This window comes from Caldivirga sp. MU80 (assembly GCF_001663375.1).
Taxonomy (GTDB): Archaea; Thermoproteota; Thermoprotei; order Thermoproteales; family Thermocladiaceae; genus Caldivirga.
In genome coordinates this window covers 1-21633 of the sequence record NZ_LCTF01000011.1, presented here as the reverse complement: position 1 = coordinate 21633, position 21633 = coordinate 1, and the positions used below count along the sequence as shown (strand labels likewise).

Below are 21633 nucleotides of genomic sequence, written 5' to 3'. Positions count from 1 at the left end.
CCTATGAATGAGGACAGCTTAGTACTGGTATATCATGTACTGGCGTGGGTGAATATTTTAAACAATTACGCCTCCACGCATTCACAATGGACCTGGGTAGTTACGTGAATTCGCTGAGGGATGCCGGGTTACTTAAGGTGGTTAACTCACCCATGTCCGTGGAGTTTGACATACCCCTGGTGGCGCATAGATTCACTGGTACTGGACCTGCACTACTCTTCAATTCAATCAAGGGTTACCCAGGTTTTAGGGCAGTTGCCAACATCCTCGATACCAGGGTTAAGTTAATGAGAGCGCTCGACGTGGGTAGCATAGAGGAGGCCTACGTTAAGCTACTTGAAGCTGAGGCTAATCCACTTGAGCCTAGTGAGGTTAACGACACTCCCCTCGTTAAGTTGCCCCAGGTTGACTTGAGGACCCTACCCATACCTAGGTTCTTCGAGAGGGAGCCTGGCCCATGCCTAACCAGTGGGGTTGTCCTTGGGCTTGGGGACTACGTCAATGCCTCCTTCCATAGGTTGACGGTTATTGATAAGGATAAGTTCGTCATTAGGCTTGTCCCAAGGCACCTGTACAGGATCTTCAATGAGAATAGGGCTAAGGGTCACGACACCCCAATAGCCATAGTCTGGGGTGCACACCCAGCCTTCCTACTGGCGGCTGCATCATCACCACCTTATGGCGTTAGTGAATTGGCAGTGGCTAATAGGATAATGAACGGTGGTTTAAGGGTGTTTAGGCTAGGTAACGGTATCCCCGCGCCCGTAGACGCTGAGGTCGTCATGGAGGGTTACATCCTCAAGGACGCTGAGCATGATGAGGGGCCCTGCGTGGACGTTATGGGGACCTATGACACCGTGAGGAGGCAACCCGTGGTCAAGGTAACGGCCATTTACGTTAAGCCTAATCCGTTGGTCCACGTGTTGGTTGCAGGCGATGCAGAGAGTTCAATACTAATGGGCTTTGAGAAGGAGGTTAAGATATGGAATGCCGTTAGGGCGGTTGCAGACGTTAAGGCTGTTAGGCTGACTAGGGGTGGTGGGGGTTGGTTGCATGCAGTGATAGCCATAAGGAAGGCGGTTGAGGGTGAGGGTAAGAATGCAATCCTAGCCGCCTTCGCAGCCCACCCAAGCCTCAAACACGTCATAGTGGTTGATGACGACATTGACATTGATGATCCCTACGAGGTTGAGTGGGCAATAGCAACCAGGTTTAGGGCTGATGAAGACTTGGTGATTATTAGTAATGTCAGAGGTTCAAGCCTAGACCCAGCCGCCATAGACCAGTCAATAGGGTTAACCACTAAGATGGGCATCGACGCCACCAAGCCCCTGAACAGGGAGCAGTGGAGGTTTGAGAGGGCTAGGATACCGGTTAGGATAAACATTGATGAGGTTAAGCTTGAGTAGTGCCGTTACAACATGGTGTACTGGGTGGGGGAGGTTTTTAAAGTGGAACCTTATTAAGGGTTACTATAGGGTAAATATGAGTAGGATTTTTAGTATCCGGCATTTGCCTAATGTGTGTTTTATTTTTAGCTAACATAAAATGGGGCAGAGGATTTAAGCATAAACATCTAGTCTCAGCTAGGGGTTAAACATGACTAAGATTACTGACGCGGAGAAGGCCCTAAGCGGCATTAAGGACGGCTCAGTGGTGGCTATTTCAGGCTTCAACGCAGCAACCATGCCGGAGTACCTCATAGTGAAGCTCTACGACTTATACAGGAACACTGGGCACCCCAACAACCTATTCATAATATCCGACACGCTGCCAGCCGCCAATAACCGTGGCCTAGACCTAGTGGCTAAGGGCATGTACGCAGACGGTGACTTCAATTTCATTAGGGGCTTCATGTTGCCCTTCCTAGGCCAGTCACCATGGCTACAACGCCTAGCCCTAGAGAACAAGGTAGCCGCCTACACCTGGCCCATAGGGGTCTCGGTGCATTGGTTTAGGAGTAAGGCCCTTGGCCTACCTGCCATAACCAAGGTTGGGTTAGGTACATTCTTAGATCCAAGGCAGGATGGCGTTTACCTAAATGAACTCGCCAGGGAGCGTAGAGAATGTAGCGTTAGGCTTACTGAAATTAACGGTGAGGATTACCTAGTGTATGATTGCCCAAAGCCCAGTGTCGCATTGATAAGGGGCTCGGTGGCCGATGAGTTAGGTAACCTAAGCATGGAGGATGAGGCAATATACGGCACTGTCCTAGCCATAACCCAGGCAACCAAGGCAATGCCTAACCCCGGCACCGTAATAGCACAAGTCATGTACGTGACCAAGGCAGGCGCCATTAGGCCTAAGTCAGTCCACGTACCTGGGCCACTCATAGACTACGTGGTTGAGGCCCCACTTGAGTACCATGTCCAATCGGCATCGATAAAATATGACCCAAGGGTCTGCGGCCGTGTAACCCCCAGTAACGTCTGCATCCAGCAGGATGGTAAACTGGACCTTGAGAAGGTTATTGCCAGGAGGGTTACCGTGGAGTTGGTTAACCTAATGGGTAAGTTAGGTAGGCCGCTCATAGTTAACCTAGGCATAGGCATACCATCAACGGTGGCTAGAATCATAAGCGAGGAGGGGCTGGGTGACCTAATATTCACGACAGTTGAATCAGGGCCCTGGGGTGGTGTTGCCTTAAACGGAGACGACTTTGGAGTTGCCATAGCACCCTTCGCCGTTTTACCAATGCCGGACCAGTTCACGATATATGAAGGTGGGGCTATCCACGCAACGTCACTGGGCTTCATGCAGGTGGGGCCTAGTGGGGACGTTAACCCAAGCTTCCTACCCGAAAGGCTCCCAGGTCCAGGTGGCTTCCCGTCAATAGTACATGGGGCACCTAGGATATACTTCGCGGGTGCCTTCACGGCTGGTAAGAGGGATATTAGGGTTGAGAATGGTAGGTTAATCATAGGGAGGGATGGGGACATAATTAAGTTCGTTAAGAAGCCCTACAAGATAGCCTTCAATGCCGAACTAGCCCTAAAGGCAGGTAAGGAGGTGCTGTACATAACCGAGAGGGCAGTTTTCAGGTTAACCACAAGTGGGCTACTACTTGAGGAGTACGCCCCAGGGGTGGACATTGAGAGGGATATATTGGGCAGGATGGAGTTTAAACCCCAGATTTCAAGGGGGTTAAGGCAGATGGAGCCTGAATTATTCATAGAACAGAGGATGGGGTTAAGGGAGATTGCGTTAAAGTTACTTAAACAGTGATGCTGCTCAGTTACTTACCTACGCATAAGTAATCCCAGTAGAAAATAGCGGAAGCCGGATACGTTATGGATATCAGTGTCTGGGGCACAATAACCACGCCAACGCCAACGTACTGGTACTTAACATTACCGTTTATTAACTTGGTAACGTTAACCATGTACAGGAGTGGTGCGTTGCTGAATATGGTTCCATTACTAACATCAATTATTTTGTTCTGGCTTATACCGAAAACTGATGATAATAGTTGATTAACGTAGCTAATGGAGCCACTACCTGGTGCTGTACCGGCTGGGTTAACGTTAAGCGACTTATATACTACAATTCCCCTACCATTATTAGTTATAATGAATATGAAAAACAGCGTGTAATTCACCATGAATTGGGTAGGGTATATTACACCGGACACTAATGGGTAATTGGCCACGTCGATTTTATACCCTGAGACGTCGTAGTACATCAACACGGCGTAATAGGAGGGGGCTGTAAAGGATGGCTGGCTGGTGAGGTATAGGTATACTGGGTTCGCTAAACCGCCAATAGAGCCGGGGTATACTAGGACATTATAGTAAACCCCCAATGAATAATCAATTAATGAGCCAATGGTTCCATTGCTAACGTAGCCGAATGCCATATTACCCGGCATACATGGTTCAGGTAACGTATATTGGGGTTGGGTTGAGGGTTGGATTACGGTTACTGATGCTGATGCCGAGGTTGACAGTATATTGTTAACCGTGTAGGTTAGGGTTATGTTGTAAGTCCCAGGTTGGTTAAATGGCCCATACCCCCTGGTTATAATTGATAATGAGCCAGGCGGCACCACGGTATAGCCAGAGCCTCCTGATGCATTAACATAGACCCAACCAGTAGAATTATTAAGCACAAGCAGACTGACGGTTACATTACCCCCAGTGTACGTGCTTTGGGGATATACCAGCAGCCTAACCGTGGGCCTATAATTAAGCGAAAGTCTAATGCTTGAGCCTAGGGGTGTGGGCAAGTATATTGATAAGTCGGCTACTTGACCGCTGAATTGGGTTAATGCATAGCCCAGTGGGCATGTTAATGATGCCCCTAGGTAACCTGCCACGGGGTTGTAGGTGACTAGGCCCTTGGCGTAGAATTCAGTGCCGTTGATGAGCCTAATGACGCATAGGGCATTGTTCGGTAATTCACCTAGGCTATAGGGCTGGGGATTACCGGCAATAGTGATGTTAACCAGTATATTACTTCCAACTAAGGCTGGGGGTGACTGGGGCATTACGTTCACTGGTTCCGAGGCGGCTGAGACCTTAACCAGACTGTTGGCTAAGAAGCCTTTAACTAAGTTAAGCATGTAAACCATGGTTACTAGGAACACCACAGCGGCTATTATGAAAACTGCGAATACGTAAACCTCACCAAGACCTAACCTACCCGACAAGCCCACCACCCACGTACCCATCCCTTGAGTAGAGCCTCACTATGAAGGGTGGTTTGATGGAGCCAACGTTAAGCTTAATTATTGTGAATCCATTGAACTTAATGGGGTTACTGTAGGTCACCACGGTGATTACATTACCGGTGGTGGCGTTAACCACCAGCGCACCCTCTATTATGCATGGCGCATTGCCGTAATTATAAAGCCCCAGGGCAACCACATAACCACTGGTGGTCTTGTTGATGGCGTAGCCGATTACCGAGAATTGGCAGTGTGGGCTAAGGGGGCCATTGTACAACGCCTGAAGCGAGTAATGCGTGTAATTAATGAAAAGGGTTAGGAGGGCTACCCCAAAGACCACCGATATGACCAGGATTAAGACAGCCCCCATTATCTCGCTTAAACCAAGCCTCAAAACAACCATATTTTTAACCCTAGGTGGCTCATTTTTAAACTCTAGCTAGGTCAAGTTGAGAACTGGTAGGTTACCTGGGTACCCCTAGCCGTAACAAGCTTAAGCACATAGTATGAGTTCGGCGCCAACGAGCATGATGATAAACTAAGTATCAGCTCAGCGGCAGTGCCTGAAGGCACCGTTAGGCCGCTTGCCGGTACAGGTGTTCCAGTTGATGATGGTGATGACGGTGGGATGTAGTAGTATGATAGTGACGGTACACATACTACGTTTAGAGTGGTGGCGTTGAGTACATAGGCTTGGTTAATGGTAGCTGGTATTGAACCGACGTTCTGAATATAGGCTACTATAGATGATGGCGACCTTGAAGGGTATAAGGCTACGTTAACTATCTGAAGCTCCTCCGGAACCGATACTTGACTTACCTTAGATGTGGTTGATGATAGGTACCCATTAAACCATATGTACAGTAACACGGCGGCCACTACGGTTATCACTATCAACAGTATGGCGGCCACTATGGGTTCAATACCCCTCCTCACCCTCTCATCTGATACTCTAGTATTACTCATAGCAATACCTATTAGTTATTTGCTTTTAAGTATTACTCAATTACGTAGTTCCATTACATAATGTGATATTAGATTGTAAAACCATTATAATTTAATCCGTATTTAGCTTGATTTTTAACCATTAATAATCGCACCTAGTTATAGACTTAAACTTTAAACATCATCCCCTCTTAATTTTTACCCGTTAGGCTTTAATGCAACCAATGGCTCATTGGGAGTTGTATGGGTAAGGTTAGGCAACTGCTGATTAGCGGCGCTGATTTAAGTAGGTTAGCCTCAACCGGTAGCCTTGGTGGTAGGCGGTTGTTTGAGTTGGTATTGACCTACGCCTACGCCAACAGGATTGATAAACAATCCCTATACTCAATATTAAGGTTAACGGACGTGGATATGGCTAGGCCCGTTGTTAGGCTTAGGGAGGTTAATGAGGAGGTTGTAGATACCCCAGATGAGGTTAGGGTGGATGAGCCTGATGAGGAGGTTATTGAGGTTTATGAGCATAGGGTTGAGGATAGGTACCTTGGGCAGAGGGTAATTGAAAGGCTGATCCCGCATGACTAATGAGTCACCACTGGTGAGGCTAATCACGAGATACTCCAGGTTCCTGGGCGGCATTGACGTGGCCAGAGCGCTTAGGGATAATGAGGAGGCCAGGGCCAGGTGGCTTAGCCAGTACTTGGGCGTGGAGGTTGAGCCCAGTGCTATTGACGTTGAGGGTGAGGTTAGGAGGATTAGGGCAATGTACGAGTGGCTACTGGTGGAGGAGGCTGATGCCCAGAGGGCGGTTGTTGAGGCTAAGAGACTGGGGGTGCCCACAGTTGACGTGGCAGGTAAGCTAAGGTGGCTTAGGCGGAGGAGGGATTTCCTAAGGAGGGTGTTGAGGGAGATAAAGGCCACAGGCGGTTAAACAGCTTAAGTAACCTCAATGGTTGAGCACTCGTAGGGTACAACTACGCTTAAGCCTCCAGTACCCTTAATGACTGGGTTAAGCGTGTAGAAATGAGTCAACACCAGCAACCTAACCCCAGCCTCAACGGCAGCCTTAACAGCATCATTAACTGTACTGTGCCCGTGCCTATGGGCCTCCTCCTCAAAGCCAGGGTTACCACTGGCCTCATGTATAAGGGCGCCACAGCCCCTAGCCAAATCAACCAGTTGCCTTGAGGGGGCTGTGTCACCGCTGTAGGTTATGCATGAGCCACTTGAGTCCACCACCTTAACAGCCATAGCCTCAACGGTATGGTTAACCCCAACTACGTATATGCCAGTCCCCTTAAACCTGGCCACTAGGGTTGGCTCACTGGGCACCTCTACGGGCATTGGGTTTAGTGAGGATGCGTACTGCTGTATGTGTGTTGCCTTAATTATAGCCATTAGGTCATCTATGGCTTGCCTCGGTGCAATAACATTTAGCCTAAGCCCCCTTGAACCAGCCATGAGCACGTATGATGGTAAACCGAGAATGTGATCCCCATGGCTATGAGTGACCACTATGGCGTCAAGGGCATCAACGTCGAGGTTAAGGCACCTCCTAAGCAGCCTATACGACCCTTCCCCAGCATCTACAAGCAGCCTAGCGTCACTAGTCTCAATGAGTATTGATGGGTGGTTTAACCAGGGCATTGAAACCCAACCACCAACACCCAGGAGGGTGACCTTCATTAACCGGTTAGGTAATCGGGTGTAATTAACCTTAACGTTGATGTCAACGCCAAATACTTAAAAATGAGCCTTAAAAACTAACACGTGGTTACCGATAACTTAACCACTGCCTTAACCAACATTATAAGGGACCTGGAGGAAATTGAGGACGAGTTAGCTAGGCTTTACGGTGAATTAAGCATGAGGGTTACTGGCTTAAGTAAGATTAGCTTTCAATTGATAAGTAGGGACTCAGCTAAGCATAGAGATGCGTTAAGGGGTATTGAGAACCAGTTGATCAACGACCTTAAGGGTTCCCAGGACACCGAAAGGGTGATAGCCAACGGTGGCGAATTGAGGGACAGGTTAAGCAGGGTTAGGGAAATAGCCAAGTCAATCAGCGGGAACCCACCAGTGAACCTGCTGCTTATGCTAACCGAGCTTGAAGAGTACGAGTCAATGGCATTAAACATGTACAGGAGCATGCTGGAGGTCTACGAAAACCTGGCCTCAAGGTCGCTTAGCAGTGGCGATAAGGCTAGGGTGGAGACTATGAAGTTGATAATAATGAGTATCATTGATGATGAGGAATTCCATGGTAGACTCATAAACTCACTAATCAGCCTAACAGCCAACCCCTAGGCACTTAACTCGTAAGCCCTCTTCTTCTTAAGGTACTCATCCAGGCTGTAAATAGGCTTAGCTGGGACACCGGCAACCACCGTGCGGGGTTCAACATCCCTAGTAACCACTGAGCCAGCCGCCACCACAGCCCCCTCACCAACCTCCACGCCTGCTATCAACGTTGCATTAGCCCCAATTACGGCCCCCCTCCTTATGGTAACTCCCTGCAGCCTCCTGCTGGGTGGGTACTTATCGTTGGTTATCACGGCGTTTGGTCCTATGAAGACCTCGTCCTCTATCACGGTACCTATCGGTATGTAGACCATGCTTTGGATACTCACATTTCTACCAATCTTAACATCACCATCTATGACAGTAGCCGTACCTATCCTAGTCCCATCGCCAATCACGGTTCTCTCCCTTATCAATACGTTGTGCCCAGTCTCAACGTTATTACCCAACTCAACGTTCTCATAGATAACGGTACCTCTCCTTATGATGCAACCACCCCCAATCCTAGCTCCCTCGCTCACCAAGTCTAATTCGCCCATGCTCCTAACAGACCTTATCTTACTTCTAACAGGGTAACCAATAGTCACGTCATCATCTATGAAGCTTCCCTCACCCACCACGGAGGGGCCCAGTATCACTGAGTCCCCAACCACGGCGCCGTTTAACCTAGCCCTACTCGATATGAACCCCATTATTGGGCCAACAGCCCAATGCTTATAAGTATGATGTCTCAATGCAATGCTTAAAAACTAAAATATTATGCTATGGCATGGGTTTAGCTTACAGTAGGATCAATGGTGGCGTCTCTCTTAGGGTTGGTGACTTCAGGCTTGAGTTAAGGTTCCTAAGCCCAAGGATAGTTAGGGTCCTCTACGCCCCGCTCAACCTAACTGGGCGAAAATCACTGGCGGTGATTCACGAATCCGTCATTGAGCCTACTGTTGAGCAGAGTAGTGAGGTACTGAGGTTGAGTGGCGGTGAGTTGACTGTTGAGGTTAACCCAGATTACTCACTGACCTTCATAAGCAGTGGTGATGTGTTTGCTAGGGAGGTTTCAAGGGAGGTTGGGGATAATGGCCTAGGCGGCCTGTGGAGTAGGCAGGTTATGGTTATGAGGGGTAAAGGCCTCTACGGCCTTGGCCAGCACCAGGGCTTGTTTAACTATAGGAATAGTGAAGTTTACTTGCTTCAGAGAAATCCCACCGAGACCGCGCTACCAATACTCATCTCAAATGTGGGCTACGGAGTCATGTGGGACCATTACAGCTTATCAAGGGTCAGGATAGGTGAGTTAAGTTCTGAGGAGTCTAGGGTTGAGTTTTGGTCGGAGGACGTTGATGCAGTGGACTACTACGTCATAACCGGGGGAGGCATAGATGACGTGATCTCAGGGTACAGGAAACTAACCGGTAAGGCTCCACTACTGCCCAAGTGGGCATTCGGCTACTGGCAGTCTAGGGAGAGGTATAGGACTCAGAGGGAGCTCCTTGAGGTTGCTGGGGAGTTTAGGAGGAGGGGAATACCGATCGACGTCATTGTCCAGGATTGGATGTACTGGGGTAAGTATGGCTGGAACGCGTTCAAGTTCGATGAGGGTAATTACCCAGACCCAGCGTCAATGGTTAAGGAGCTCCACGACATGGGAATCAGACTAGTCATATCAATATGGCCAAAGGTAGGTCAGAAAACGCAGGTTTACCAGGAGTTCAAGAGCAAGGGCTACCTAATACCTGGTTCACTAAACTACGACCCATTCAACGAGGAGGCTAGGAGGGCCTATTGGGGCAGGATTTGGAGCACCTTCGGTGAGATTGGGGTTGATGGGTGGTGGCTCGACGCCTCAGAGCCAGAGTTGGATAAACCCAGGGACCCAGCCTCAGATACAGGCACTTGGACATTTTACACAGGGTTGCATGACTCAACCACAGCCATGGGTAGGGGCTCCAGGTTAATGAATGCTTACCCACTCATGCACACTAAGGCCGTTTACGAGGGGCAGAGGGCCACTGTTAATAGGCGTGTCGTGATACTAACCAGGTCAGCATTCCTAGGCCAGCAGAGGCACTCGGCAATAACATGGTCCGGTGACATTCACCATGATTGGGGTGTTTTAGCCAGCCAAATACCCGCCGGCTTAAACTTCAGCGTATCCGGGATACCCTACTGGACCACTGACACAGGTGGCTTCTTCAGTGGTGACCCATCAACACCCGCCTATGGTGAAGTCTTCACCAGGTGGTTCCAGTGGAGTACCTTCTGCCCAGTGATGAGGGTTCATGGGACCTGGTACGCTAAGGAGCCCTGGATGTTCCCGGAACCCATATACAGCATACTCAGGATGTACATCGAGTTTAGGTATAGGCTAATACCATACATATACTCAGTGGCTTGGATGGTTACGGAGAGGGATTACACAATGATGAGGCCCCTCGTAATGGACTTCAGCAGTGATGACGAGGTTCTCAACATAGGTGACCAATACATGTTCGGCCCATTCATAATGGTAAGCCCAGTTACCCTACCAACAAGGAGGCGTAGGGTCTACCTACCAAGGGGCCACACTTGGTTCGACTTCTGGACTGGTAAAAGGTACACCGGCGGCTCGTATATTGACTCAGATGCGCCGTTAGATAAGATACCACTTCACGTTAAAGGTGGCTCAATACTGCCACTGGGCCCCATCAAAATGAATACTGGTGGTGTTGAGAATCCAATTGAGTTGAGAGTTTACGGTGGCGGCGACTCGGAGTTCACGCTGTACTTCGATGATGGTGAAACGTACGACTACGAGAAGGGTGAGTACTGCACAATACCACTGAGGTGGATTGACTCAGGGGGCAGGCTAATAATAGGTGATGCATCAGGCAGTTACTGCAGGAGCATTAATGAGCTGCAGTTCAATGTGGTGGTTGTGTCGGAGGGGCATGGAGTCGGAGTCTATGAATCAAAGCCTGACTACACTATTAGGTACAGTGGGCATTCAGTTGAGGTTACGGTTAAATAATACTCAAATATAAATAAAATTTATAACCCAAGGCTAACGGCTTAAAAATGTGGCAACTGAGTATACGCCGGAGTACCTCTACGACATGATTAACAGGATTGATGGGGAGATTAATGAGCTTAAGGAAACCATAAACACTCTAGCCAACACTGTTAAGGAGCTGGATAAGAGGTATGGTGAATTGGCCCAAAGGGTTGATGCTGTGGCCAATGCCTTAACCAGCGGTAGGCAGGTGGACATGGGTAGTGTGCTTAGGGAGATAGCCTACATAGAGACCACGATGCTAAACTACAGGGATCAGCTCAGTAAGGTTAGGGATCAGCTCAACGATATGCTCACCCAGCTAAACAAGACGATGGGTGAGTTAAGTGATGCAAGGGCTATGATATTCGACGTAGTCAACAACCTAAGGAACCTACTAGCCAATTACCAGAGTAGGCTTGAGGAACTGTCAATAACCATAACCGAGTTATCGTTAACGTTAAGCAGTAGGTTAAGCGACATAGAGAGGGAGATTAGGGCTATGAGGGACTCAACACTACTCAATAAAGGTAGACAATAAATCAATGCGCAAGGACCCAGGTATGGTCATTGGGAGGGAGGATGCGTTAAGGATTACGGAGGCTATTTTCATGCTAACCTCGGAGTTTAACAGGGTGTTTTCGTTAAATTCACTAAGGGTACTGACGGGTGATTACTATGGTGATGCCGTTAACTGGTTGATTGAGAACGGCCTAGCCACCAGAGTTAATGACAGGTACCTTAGGGTTACTGTACCTAGGCTTCGGCTTCTGGCCGTGGCTGGTGGTGAATTAGTGGTTAGGCATGTGGATGACTTATCTTGGAGTGAATTCGAGGAGTTCATATCATTCACCCTGAACCAGGCTGGTTACCAAACCCTAAGGGGTGTTAGGTTAACTGTAGGTGGCGTGAGGGGTGAGTTCGATGTTATTGGGTATAGAGGTGACGTGTTCATGGTCATTGAGGCCAAGCATTGGCTCAGCATAAGCGTCGGCGAATTAAGGAGAATCGTCGAGAAGCATGTGGGTAAAGTGGAGATGTTGGCGAACGATTGGGCTAGGTTCATGAGGAAGGTTAAACTTAAGGTGGATCATGAGGTATACGTATACCCACTGGTGGTTACGCTCAAGGCACCTCAGATGCAGGTAATAGACAACGTGCCCATAGTAGCATCATACCAACTATCAAACTTCCTAGATGGATTCGACATGGCAAGGGACAGCTTCCTGCACTTCAAGACCAGGGAGATGCACCTAGGTTAAGGTTAAGTTATATAGTCTCAACAAGTCTCATACCTTTAAGGTTGAGGTGAATGAGCCTCGTATACATTAGAATTCCTGAGTGGTACACCAGCAGTATCACCTGGCTTATGATGTTAATAGTTAAGTAGCCGTTTAAAATAGCTCTTTTAATAAAGATACGGCTTCACTTTCTAAGGGGTCTTACTGGTGGTATTGAGTTTAAGTGCATCAGTTCCTCCGGTATGGACTTAGACCTAGCTATCTCCCTATAGACGTATGCCGATGGCCTCCAGTACTGCTTCTTAGTGGTATAGTCAACGTGAAGCAGCCCAAACCTCATGCTGAAGCCTGATGCCCACTCGTAGTTATCCGCCAGTGACCAATGCAGGTAACCTTTAACATTAGCTCCATCCTGGATAGCCCTATACACCTGGTAAATATGACTAACCAGGTAGTATGGCCTCTGGTAATCTGCGGCGTCAGCTATACCGTTCTCGGTGACGTATATGGGTAGGTGGTAGCGGTTCCAATACTTCACTATGACATCGTAAAGGCCCTCAGGGTAAAACTCCCACCCGAAGTCACTACACGGCCTACCATCTGGGCTCACTGAGTTGCGTTCACACGAATAGCCATAGCCAGGTATACCAATGTACGTGTTCTCGCCGATGAGCTTAACCACAGTCCTTGAGTAGTAGTTAACCCCAATCCAGTCCAACCTACCCTTCAAGTCATCCCTAACCGCACCCATCAACTCACCCCTAACTATGGCATCAAAGAAGACCCACCTGGAGTCCCTCTCAGCTAAATCCACAGCCCTAGAGTCCTTATCCGTCAGTGGCGTGAATGAGGAGTTGGCGTATATTATACCTATGGGCTTCTTAGTTACCTCCTTAACCGCGTCATAAGCCCTCGCATGGGCTTGAATTAAGTTAACCATAGCCCTCCTGGAGAGTTCAAGGTTCAGGTAACTTGGTGGGAAGCCTGACTTAACCCACATGAAGCCGTTGCTGTGCACAACATTAGGCTCATTCATTGTTGAGTACTCGTCGACCAAGTCATCGAACTTCCAGGCCACGTAGGCCGCGAACCTGGCGAAGTTAACCACAGTCTTAACATCAAGCCAACCAGTGGGTCCACTTAAGTCACCCCTCCTAACCCTAATTGGGTCATGGACCCACAGTGGTAGTGGCCAATGGTAGAAGTTGAGTATGAAGTATATCCCCCTTGCCTTAAGGTCGCTGAAGATCTCCCTATAATGCTTAACTGCGTCTTGGTTGGCGGCTGAGTCGAGGGCCTTAAGGTCCCTTTCGTCAACGTGAACCATCAGCACGGAGTCGCCTTTAACCTCCACGTTACCCTGTGGTGGTTCGGGCATTGGCTTTGGGAATATCCTGGACCACTCAACGCCAATCCTAGCTATGTCAAGGCCCATTTTAGTTGCATTATCGTGAAACATCCTATACAGACCCCAGTAGCCTGGCCCATGCTCAGGCAGGTCACCACTAACTAGGCCGGATGCGATGTTCTCAGGGTCATGAACCCAGACGTACCAGTCACTGTTAGGGTCCTCACTACCTGGAGTACCCATTTCAGATTGGAAACCGGCCTGGGACCAGCCAAACCTAAAGGACTTAGGGAAGATTATGCTCATTAGGCCAGTACCGCGTAAAGTATTATTAAGTTTTACCTGTGGTTGGTTCTAAACATAAAGGTCCTCATTAACAATGCTTAGCTACGGTTTAACGGCATTAATGCACACGAACCCATACCCCTCCGCCTCATCCCCATTAACCATCCTCGGCTCCTCGTAATAATCCCCAACACCCTTACCCAAGGTGGCCACGTATGACGTGACCTTTAACCCAAGGCCACTTAGTATGCCTACAACTTGCTTAACAGTGAAGAACCTGGCCATTGAGTAGTAGGGGTGCCCCATTGACCCAAGTTCACTGTACCTTTTACCAAATGGACTATTTAAGGGCACTATGCAGGTAATCAACCTACCACCATTCTTAAGAATCCTCACGCTCTCCCTCAGCATGTTTTCTGGGTTCATTGCGAAGCAGAGGGTCACTATGATGGTTACGTAATCCATGGATGAGTCCCTGAGGGGCATCAGCTCACCAACCCCTGAAACCACGGCCCAAGTCCTATCCTTAGCTAACTTAATCATCTGCATTGAGGGCTCTAGAGCAATGGCCCCGGTGAGCCTTGTGAAGAAACCACTACCAGCGCCAACATCAACACCGATGCCACCTAGGTTAAGTAGCTTAACGGCATCACCCTCAGCCTTAGCCACAGATGGATGCTTACTATACCAGGAATCATACTCCACGGCCCTACTGTTGAATACGTCAATGGTGTACATGGGAATGAATTTCGACTTAACCTTAATAATCATTACGCGTTTAGCCGTTGAATCCTGGTTCGTGTTTAATCTTTAGGAGAAAGCTTTATAAATCCGATATCAGTACCGTTATCGGTAAGTGAAAATGATGGGTCGCATACTGGCTATCGGCGAGTGGGCCATACTACAGGAGCTGAGTAAAGGTAGAAAGAGGATAAGCGAACTAAGGCAGGTGGTGCCACTATACGGCTCAGCACTAGACCTAGCGATAAGCGACCTACTGGTCACGGGTCTCGTCAGGAGAGTAACTGAGGGTGGGGAAGAGTACCTCGAGCTAACCGAGTTAGGTAAAAACATAACCACGGCCCCATGGCCATGGGGTCCATGGGGTTGGGGAAGGGCATGGGGACCTTGGGGAGCTGGGCCAAGGTGGGGTAGGCACCATTGGGCTTGGTGGTGAGCTAGTGTTCAACAGCCTTACTTAAGTCATTTAAAACCTGCCTTATTTTTTCCCTATCCTCCCTGGGTAACCTATCCCAATTATCAATTATGTACCTGGCCATGGAAACAAATTCATCTACACTGAATGGTGATAAATATGGCGGAGGTGGATTGACACCCCCAATTACGCCTACAGCCTTCTTGCCCTCCTCCGTTAGGGAGTAGTACTTCTTAACTCCATCGATCCTGGATATCTTAATCAGCCCCTCCCTCTCCAGGTCATCGAGCAGTGGGTATATTGAGCCGGGTGACGGCCTCCAGAAGCCGAAGCTCCATCTCTCAATCTCATCGATTATCTGGGCGCCAGTTAACTCACCCTTGAAGGCGAGTATGTAAAGTACAATATCCCTTAGTATCCCTCTCCTCCTCCAGAACCAACCCATGAATTCGTGCGGTACAGGGCCTCTCCTCCAATCCATTAACCCGGCTACTAGGGCGTAGAATTAAACTTTACTACAAATAATCTAAAGTATTATTTATGTGAATTAACTGGGGCAATTAATTAGCCGCAGTCCACGCTTTAATGGGTATGCTTCACCACTGAGCTCAAGCCCATTAAACCTCAAGGGGGATGATAAACAAGACCCTAGGGTGGAGCCGTTGATGGCTCTCTTCCCGCCATAAATGACGAGACTTGACCGTTGTCAGGTTTGTTTGCCAGCCCTACCCAGCATCTCATGAGCCCTACCCAGCTCCCTCCTGTGCTGCGCTATGAGCAGGTTTAACTCACCTGCTAAGACTGCTGCAGCCACTATCTCGGCGAATTTGACGGCATTTGAGCCAGGTGGATCACCACCACCCTGGACGCCCAGCATTTGAAGGGCTTCCCTCTGGGTTGGTAACCCAGTGCCACCGCCAACTGTACCTACCTCTAGGCTTGGTAACGTTACTGATACGTAAAGGTCACCATCATCGTTGACCTCAGCCCAGGTGGTTCCCATGCTTGACTCAACCACCTGAGCCACGTCCTGCCCGGTGGCTATGAATATTGCCGTTATTATGTTGGCGAAGTGGGCGTTAAAGCCGTAGGAGTGGGCGTACGCCGAGCCCAGTAGGTTCTTCCTAACATTAACGTTAACCACGTCCTCGGGGGTTATGCCAAAGCGCTCCATTAAGTACCTCCTTGAGATAACTGCCTCGCTAACAACAGTCTTACCCCTACCCATCAGGAAGTTGACGGCGTTGGGCTTCTTATCGACGCACATGTTACCACTGACGCTGATCAACCTAACCCCCTGGTAATTATCCTCAATCCACTTGGCAACCCTCTCCGAGGCTATGGTGACCATGTTCATGCCCATTGCGTCACCAGTATTGAACACGAGCCTTAGCCACACGTTATTCCCCATCATGAAGGGTTGAACCTCGTTAAGCCTAAGATGCCTACTCCCAGACTCCGCAACCTCCTTAATCCTACTAAGGTTAAGCCTAACCCAGTCAATGAACTTAACTGAATCAACAGCGCTGGGTAATTTAAACAATGGCGCCCTAGCCATGCCATCCTTAATAACGATGCTCCTGGCCCCACCATTCTCAGTCACGACCTTAGCCCCCCTATTAACAGAAGCCACCAGGGCGCCTTCAGTGGTGGCTAGGGGTATGTAGTATGATCCATTCGCGTAGAGACCCCTAACCAGTAGGGGCCCAGCAACCCCAATGGGTATCTGGGCAGCGCCTATGGTGTTCTCCGTGTTCCTCCTGTAGACCTGATTGAAGTCTATTATGGTTGACCCAATGGCCTTAAGCTCAACCCCAAGCCTCCTCTCCAGGTACATTCTCCTAGCCCTAGTGGCAAGGTTAGAATCCTTGAGCAGTTCATCAACCTCATGCATCTTAACCTTACCCTCCTCAATCATCCTAACCACATCATCAAGGGACATTGATAGATGCGGCGCCTATTCGCTTAAAAAGTTACCTAACCAACACCAGGAAGTTAATATGCCTAATCTGGGTAGGTTGACGCCATTCACCGTGCGATGCTATCCACATTACCCCTAATTATTGGGTAGAAGACGTCCATACCCATGGGTAACTCACCCACCCTACCTAGCCTAACGTCGTGGATTATCGTTGACGTCAATAGCAGAGTCTTAACTAATCCCTTAAATTCATCGCTTAGGTCTATGCTGCACATTAGGGCTGTGTCAATCCTATATGGTGAAACCCTCCTTATGCTCACCATTAACCCGGGTTTATGGTATATCCTCACCCCGGCGACGTGGTAATCATTATCCGTCATAGACTTGACGTAATCCTCAACCTTATCTGGGTTACTGGTTAACTTAGCCGACATGGCCAGTACTGGTATTGGCGACTCAAGGTACTTGTTAATCAAGGTCTCCACGATGTACCTAACGTAATCGCTGCCATTAACCACAAGGCCCCTTAGCACTGTTTCATCAGCGTCCTCAACCTGTAGACTAACCTTACCGTTAACTATGGTTAATTGGTTTAGGGTTACCGTGTTCCTGTAAATCACGTGGATAGGTACGTACTCGTAACCGTCAACTATGAATGGCTTAATGAACTCGTTGCTCGGATTAGTTCCGGAGTATGGCTGAAGCCTAATGTAGTCGCCCACGCATGGCCTACTTAAACTTACAACTAACCTACCACCCTTATCGATGGATAAGGCAAGGTCACCGCTCCTTGACTTAACTATGGCGCAGTGGTGCCTATAGGTTAATATGAACCTAGGTAGCATGGTGAAGTTGGGTACTGGAGGTATTAATACCAATTAATTATTTTCAACAAAGATAATTAGATGCCGAGGTGTCGGCCTAAATGGTTACTTCAAAGGCTTCAGGAAGAGCACCTTACCATACCTACTCAGTTCACCGTGAATAATACTCAACGGTTCCTCATTAGCCGAATTGAACCCGACAACCCTTGAGTCATTCTCAGTGACCCTGACGTACTTGTCCTCGCTGAACCTAATGGTCATCTCCCTGGGCCCGAAGATTATCTTAAACCTGACCCTTGAACCCACCAATAGTTTAACCACGACCATAGCTAGCTCAAGCTGTTTCCTAGTGGGCCCCCCTCTTGGCCTCCTCTTCTTAAGTTCACTTAAGTCACCAACGTCGCCTTTAACGATGCCCTTCACCGAATCCACGACAACCAAGTCACCCTTATAATCCACAACCTCTATGTTTGAGCCCTCAGCAACCCTATTAACCAACTCCTCAACCGTAACCTCCTCGGGCATTAGGACTCCGTACGCTGGGGGAAATTAAAAATGTTTTTAATGTGCATGGCAAATCCCCTTAACGTAGTGACTAATGTTAACTGCGTGGTGTAATGGGATCCTGAACCTAGGTTACAATACCAATCCAATATTACCTTGGGTTTGTCTGATTAAGTTAAATAAAACCTAAGCAAGCGCGCCCGTAATGGAGGATAGGCTAACCGGTATCATAGAGGCTTTAAGGGTGATGAGCGGTGGTAGGTGGATTAGCTTAAGGAGTGTTAGGAAGAGGATACCCGTTAACATGACTCTGAAGGACCTGCTTGAGTTAAGTAGGCGTGGATTAGTTGAATCCTACGTTGACCTGGCTTCAGGGGAGGTTTATGTCAGGGTTGGGCCAAGCAATAGTGGTAATAATGGAATTAATGTAACAGAGCTCGTTGAGTTAATTAAAAACGAGTTAAAGGAGCCAATGCCTAAGCCGGCCTTCGAGGAATTACTAAGGAGGGTTATTGGCGACAGGTGGATTCAAGCCTACTTGGAATTGGTTAATAGGGGCATTGTCAGGGAGTTGGACTTCAATGGTATAACATTCCTAGCCTTAGTGAGGGATGAGCAGAAGCAGGCGCAGTGAGCGTAGGTAGCTATGGATGGGTGGCTACCGTTAACACTGGTCGTGTTACCGGGTCCACCGGTTGGTTGAGTTTAGGGTCATGCTCAGGGCGTTCTCAATGTCATTAATACCACCGATGCCGCTGGGGGCAAGGCCATTAAGTATTATTGGCGTAACCACAAGCTTACCCTCCTTATAAAAGGCGTAGGCGTCACTATCAGGGTCCAGCTGCACCAACTCCTCACCCCACCTCCAATACACGTTACCACCCCTCGGATCCTTGGATTCAATTAGAGTCTCCTTAAATAGAACCCTGGCTAGGCGCATAACCACCTTATAACCCCCATTCCACCTCCCTGGTGACGGTACGTTTATTGATAATGCGTCGATGCCGTTAAACCAGCCCTTAGCCTCAACGTAACCCACAATACCATCAACGACGCTGACTGCGTCCCTAAAGTAGTCCCCTTTAATCTGCGGTATAGTGAACTTACCACTGGGTGGGACCTCTATTGATACTGCCAGTCCCGGTACACCCATTAGCGATGCCTGCACCACAGCCCCAATGGTACCACTTATGAAGAGTGATTCAAGTCCAACGTTTTCACCTAGGTTAACGCCGCTTACTACAATGTCTGGTTTAAACATGTTGATGCCTATGAAGACAGCGTCTGAGGGTGTTCCATCAGTTGCGTACACGTCCACTGAGTCGCCGTATAAACCATTGCTCCACCTCCAAACCCTTATAGGCCTATTATACGTCCTAGCCGCCCCTATGCTGCTTAGTTGAGATTCAGGGGCTATTACATGGACCTCGTGGTCCCCAGCCAGTGAATTAGCTAAGGTCACTATGCCCGGCGACGATAAGCCATCGTCATTGGTCACAAGTATCCTCAATCTGACCCACCCTACTCGTACTCACGCCAGGTGTAACCGCACCTAGTGCACCTATAAAACCTAGTTGGCGGTTCATCTGCGGCTCTAGTTTGTTGAACCCAGAAGTAGGCCTCATCGTTCCCACACCTTGGGCATGTAACCTTAACCTTAGGTAGGTTCTCAGCGGCCTTAGTGATGACCACGGGTTTCTCGTCAGGCTTATGTTCAATGACCGACTTCTCGACAAGGGGCACTGCCGTTGACGCATTCTCCACATAGCCGCATTTAGGGCATTTCCACACTACGCCGTTACCACTTTTATACGGCTTCATTATAGATCCACACCTTGGGCAGAACTTTATAGCCATGGTAAATTAACACCTGAGTAGGCACTTTTTAATAAACCTTTCCCAATAATGCTTAATAAATCCACCCGGTTAATGGTCCAGTGTTAGTCATAGGGCACATGACCATTGATGAGTTGGAGTTTCCAGGGGTTAGTAGAATAAGCCCAGGTGGCCCGCCCACATTCTGCTCCACCTACCTTAGGCAAGTGGGCTTCATGGTTAAGCCCATATCAGTAGTCGGCGCCGATTTTAAACCAGCGTTTAGGCTGTACGAGGAATTCGGCGTAGACTTAAGAAGAGTTAAGGTTGATGATTCCTGTAAAACCACCAGGTTTAGGATAAGGTATAGTGGAGACATGGGTAGAACCCTATGGCTAATTAACAGGTGCAGGGATATTAGGAGCGAAGACTTAGTGATTGACGAAGACGCCGTGGTTATCAATCCAGTTGCTGGCGAGGTCTCATGGGGGTTGGTTGAGAGCATTAGAGGTGAGGTGAAGTTGATGGCTATTGACCTGCAGGGCTTCACAAGGAGGTTCATGGAGGATGGGCTGGTGCTTAACAGTGGGGATAGGGGGATCGTTGAATTGGCGTTGAGGTACGCCGACGTAGTTAAGGTTAGTGCCGAGGAGGTTAACCAAAGTCCAGTTAACCCAGGGGATAAGGTATTGGTGGTTTCAATGGGTGGTAAACTGGCTAAAATGTACACCGGGGGTAGGGTCTACTGGTTCGATGGCACTGTTAGGGTAGATACTGTTGACCCAACAGGGGCCGGTGACGTCCTAGTATGTTCATTAGCCGGTTACCTAAAAATGGGGTTAAACCCAGTTGACGCCTTCATAAGGGCAGTGGCCTTATCGACAGTTAGGGTAACCGTTAATGGGCCCTTCGGTAGGGTAGATCCATGGCTACTTGACTATGTAACCAGTGAACTGGGTAGGCTAATACGGTACAGTGTTATTTAACATGACCCCCTCCTCGCCCTTTTGGGGCGGGGTTTAATCTTGGGGGTCTTGGTTGTTGCCCCCTCCATGGGGGTTAATGATTTCATGCCATTAGTAGTGATTATGTAGCTCAGTATCTTCCTTGGTATTGGAGTGTTGTAACCGATTCTTTTTGCAATGTTTCTTGCTGCGTTTAAGTCTGCGTTAATCTTTATGCCCGTTACTGGGCATAGGTATAGTCCTCTCTTCACTCTACCGTTCTCATGGTTTGCATTGCATATTGAGCATTGTTTGCTAGTCCCATACTCATTAACAACATGCAGTTTGATTCCGTACTCTTGCAGTACGTCATTGAGCCATTTAATGATTTTGCTGAACCACCAAACATTGGTGTTGTACTCGTTACCATTGCCCTGACCCACTAGGTAAGGGTAACCAATGAATACCTCATCAACACCCATTCCATGGAGTGCCTTAGCCAGGAACCTAATTGCAGTGCGGTAATAGTGCCTAAGCCTCTCGTGTTGCTTGTAAACAGCATGAAGGTGGAATGCATGGTACCTCCTCCATGACTCAAAACCATGGTTTTTGAGCCAATCCCTAATTGATTGGTAGGTTTTGGTTTCACGCTTCCACCAGT

25 protein-coding genes are annotated in these 21633 nt (G+C 48.6%); 11 read left to right on the top strand and 14 right to left on the bottom strand.

The window, feature by feature from the left end:
- The first annotated feature begins 86 nt into the window (after positions 1–86).
- Both AAX04_RS04540 and AAX04_RS04535 read left to right on the top strand, forming a co-directional pair.
- Entirely contained in the window at positions 87–1409 is a 1323-nt protein-coding gene (locus tag AAX04_RS04540; RefSeq protein ID WP_066794650.1) for a UbiD family decarboxylase, read from the top strand.
- A gap of 190 nt (positions 1410–1599) precedes the next feature.
- Positions 1600–3225, top strand: coding sequence for an acyl CoA:acetate/3-ketoacid CoA transferase (locus AAX04_RS04535; RefSeq protein ID WP_066794648.1), 1626 nt, complete (start codon positions 1600–1602; stop codon positions 3223–3225).
- Positions 3226–3235: 10 nt separating this feature from the next.
- Here AAX04_RS04535 and AAX04_RS04530 read toward each other — a convergent pair whose 3' ends face one another.
- From AAX04_RS04530 to AAX04_RS04520, 3 genes are read right to left on the bottom strand one after another with little or no spacing between them, the layout of a single operon-like run.
- Entirely contained in the window at positions 3236–4648 is a 1413-nt protein-coding gene (locus AAX04_RS04530; RefSeq protein WP_156519695.1) for a hypothetical protein, read from the bottom strand.
- A complete protein-coding gene (locus AAX04_RS04525) occupies positions 4638–5069 on the bottom strand; it encodes a hypothetical protein (protein ID WP_066794643.1) in 432 nt (143 codons plus the stop codon). The genes AAX04_RS04530 and AAX04_RS04525 overlap by 11 nt, the downstream gene beginning before the upstream one ends.
- Before the next feature lie 41 nt (positions 5070–5110).
- Positions 5111–5632: an archaellin/type IV pilin N-terminal domain-containing protein gene (locus AAX04_RS04520; protein WP_066794634.1), complete on the bottom strand. Its 522-nt coding sequence runs from the start codon at positions 5630–5632 to the stop codon at positions 5111–5113.
- 222 nt (positions 5633–5854) lie between these two features.
- On the opposite strand from AAX04_RS04520, the gene AAX04_RS04515 reads away from it, so the two are divergent.
- Together AAX04_RS04515 and AAX04_RS04510 are read left to right on the top strand one after the other, a co-directional pair.
- On the top strand, positions 5855–6193 hold the full coding sequence (locus AAX04_RS04515; protein WP_066794633.1) for a hypothetical protein: 339 nt from the start codon (positions 5855–5857) through the stop codon (positions 6191–6193).
- Positions 6186–6539 (top strand): hypothetical protein, encoded by a 354-nt coding sequence (locus AAX04_RS04510; RefSeq protein ID WP_066794631.1) that lies wholly within the window; start codon positions 6186–6188, stop codon positions 6537–6539. Before AAX04_RS04515 ends, AAX04_RS04510 begins: the two co-directional genes overlap by 8 nt.
- Positions 6540–6544: 5 nt before the next feature.
- Here the strand turns inward: AAX04_RS04510 and AAX04_RS04505 are convergent, their stop codons facing one another.
- Positions 6545–7294, bottom strand: coding sequence for an MBL fold metallo-hydrolase (locus tag AAX04_RS04505; protein WP_066794629.1), 750 nt, complete (start codon positions 7292–7294; stop codon positions 6545–6547).
- 84 nt (positions 7295–7378) lie between these two features.
- On the opposite strand from AAX04_RS04505, the gene AAX04_RS04500 reads away from it, so the two are divergent.
- A complete protein-coding gene (locus tag AAX04_RS04500; RefSeq protein WP_066794622.1) occupies positions 7379–7915 on the top strand; it encodes a hypothetical protein in 537 nt (178 codons plus the stop codon).
- Here the strand turns inward: AAX04_RS04500 and AAX04_RS04495 are convergent.
- Positions 7912–8601 carry an acyltransferase gene (locus AAX04_RS04495; protein ID WP_066794620.1) on the bottom strand — a complete coding sequence of 230 codons (690 nt, stop codon included), beginning with the start codon at positions 8599–8601 and terminating at the stop codon, positions 7912–7914. The two genes, AAX04_RS04500 and AAX04_RS04495, sit on opposite strands and share 4 nt — an antisense overlap.
- A 77-nt stretch (positions 8602–8678) precedes the next feature.
- Between AAX04_RS04495 and AAX04_RS04490 the strand changes: the two genes are divergently transcribed.
- The 3 genes from AAX04_RS04490 to AAX04_RS04480 are packed head-to-tail and all read left to right on the top strand — an operon-like array spanning position 8679 to position 12196.
- Positions 8679–10913, top strand: a complete 2235-nt coding sequence (locus AAX04_RS04490) for a glycoside hydrolase family 31 protein (protein WP_066794618.1) — start codon at positions 8679–8681, stop codon at positions 10911–10913.
- A 49-nt stretch (positions 10914–10962) separates the two neighbouring features.
- Positions 10963–11475 (top strand): hypothetical protein, encoded by a 513-nt coding sequence (locus AAX04_RS04485; RefSeq protein ID WP_066794616.1) that lies wholly within the window; start codon positions 10963–10965, stop codon positions 11473–11475.
- Positions 11476–11479: 4 nt separating this feature from the next.
- On the top strand, positions 11480–12196 hold the full coding sequence (locus AAX04_RS04480) for a hypothetical protein (protein WP_156519694.1): 717 nt from the start codon (positions 11480–11482) through the stop codon (positions 12194–12196).
- 163 nt (positions 12197–12359) lie between these two features.
- Here the strand turns inward: AAX04_RS04480 and bgaS are convergent, their stop codons facing one another.
- Both bgaS and AAX04_RS04470 read right to left on the bottom strand, forming a co-directional pair.
- Positions 12360–13829 (bottom strand): beta-galactosidase BgaS, encoded by a 1470-nt coding sequence (gene bgaS / locus AAX04_RS04475; protein ID WP_066794608.1) that lies wholly within the window; start codon positions 13827–13829, stop codon positions 12360–12362.
- 81 nt (positions 13830–13910) lie between these two features.
- Positions 13911–14546: a class I SAM-dependent methyltransferase gene (locus AAX04_RS04470; RefSeq protein WP_066794605.1), complete on the bottom strand. Its 636-nt coding sequence runs from the start codon at positions 14544–14546 to the stop codon at positions 13911–13913.
- 118 nt (positions 14547–14664) lie between these two features.
- Between AAX04_RS04470 and AAX04_RS04465 the strand changes: the two genes are divergently transcribed.
- Positions 14665–14985: a hypothetical protein gene (locus AAX04_RS04465; protein WP_369818406.1), complete on the top strand. Its 321-nt coding sequence runs from the start codon at positions 14665–14667 to the stop codon at positions 14983–14985.
- Between the two features lies 1 nt (position 14986).
- On the opposite strand, the gene AAX04_RS04460 is transcribed toward AAX04_RS04465, so the two are convergent.
- The 4 genes from AAX04_RS04460 to AAX04_RS04445 form a co-directional block, all read right to left on the bottom strand.
- Positions 14987–15445, bottom strand: coding sequence for a PadR family transcriptional regulator (locus AAX04_RS04460; protein WP_202904422.1), 459 nt, complete (start codon positions 15443–15445; stop codon positions 14987–14989).
- 225 nt (positions 15446–15670) lie between these two features.
- Positions 15671–16906: a hydroxymethylglutaryl-CoA reductase (NADPH) gene (gene hmgA, locus AAX04_RS04455; RefSeq protein WP_084761199.1), complete on the bottom strand. Its 1236-nt coding sequence runs from the start codon at positions 16904–16906 to the stop codon at positions 15671–15673.
- An 86-nt stretch (positions 16907–16992) separates the two neighbouring features.
- Positions 16993–17730, bottom strand: coding sequence for a hypothetical protein (locus tag AAX04_RS04450; RefSeq protein ID WP_066794602.1), 738 nt, complete (start codon positions 17728–17730; stop codon positions 16993–16995).
- Positions 17731–17814: 84 nt separating this feature from the next.
- Positions 17815–18234, bottom strand: a complete 420-nt coding sequence (locus tag AAX04_RS04445; RefSeq protein WP_066794599.1) for a hypothetical protein — start codon at positions 18232–18234, stop codon at positions 17815–17817.
- Positions 18235–18418: 184 nt separating this feature from the next.
- Between AAX04_RS04445 and AAX04_RS04440 the strand changes: the two genes are divergently transcribed.
- Positions 18419–18847 (top strand): hypothetical protein, encoded by a 429-nt coding sequence (locus AAX04_RS04440; protein ID WP_066794596.1) that lies wholly within the window; start codon positions 18419–18421, stop codon positions 18845–18847.
- A gap of 45 nt (positions 18848–18892) precedes the next feature.
- Here the strand turns inward: AAX04_RS04440 and surE are convergent, their stop codons facing one another.
- Together surE and AAX04_RS04430 are read right to left on the bottom strand one after the other, a co-directional pair.
- A complete protein-coding gene (surE, locus tag AAX04_RS04435; RefSeq protein ID WP_066794594.1) occupies positions 18893–19723 on the bottom strand; it encodes a 5'/3'-nucleotidase SurE in 831 nt (276 codons plus the stop codon).
- A gap of 11 nt (positions 19724–19734) precedes the next feature.
- Entirely contained in the window at positions 19735–20070 is a 336-nt protein-coding gene (locus tag AAX04_RS04430) for a transcription factor S (protein WP_238377799.1), read from the bottom strand.
- Positions 20071–20150: 80 nt separating this feature from the next.
- On the opposite strand from AAX04_RS04430, the gene AAX04_RS04425 reads away from it, so the two are divergent.
- Positions 20151–21014: a PfkB family carbohydrate kinase gene (locus AAX04_RS04425; RefSeq protein ID WP_066794593.1), complete on the top strand. Its 864-nt coding sequence runs from the start codon at positions 20151–20153 to the stop codon at positions 21012–21014.
- Here the strand turns inward: AAX04_RS04425 and AAX04_RS04420 are convergent.
- Positions 21011–21633, bottom strand: a 623-nt coding sequence (locus tag AAX04_RS04420) for a zinc ribbon domain-containing protein (protein ID WP_156519693.1), incomplete at its 5' end; no start/stop codon positions are given. The genes AAX04_RS04425 and AAX04_RS04420 overlap by 4 nt on opposite strands.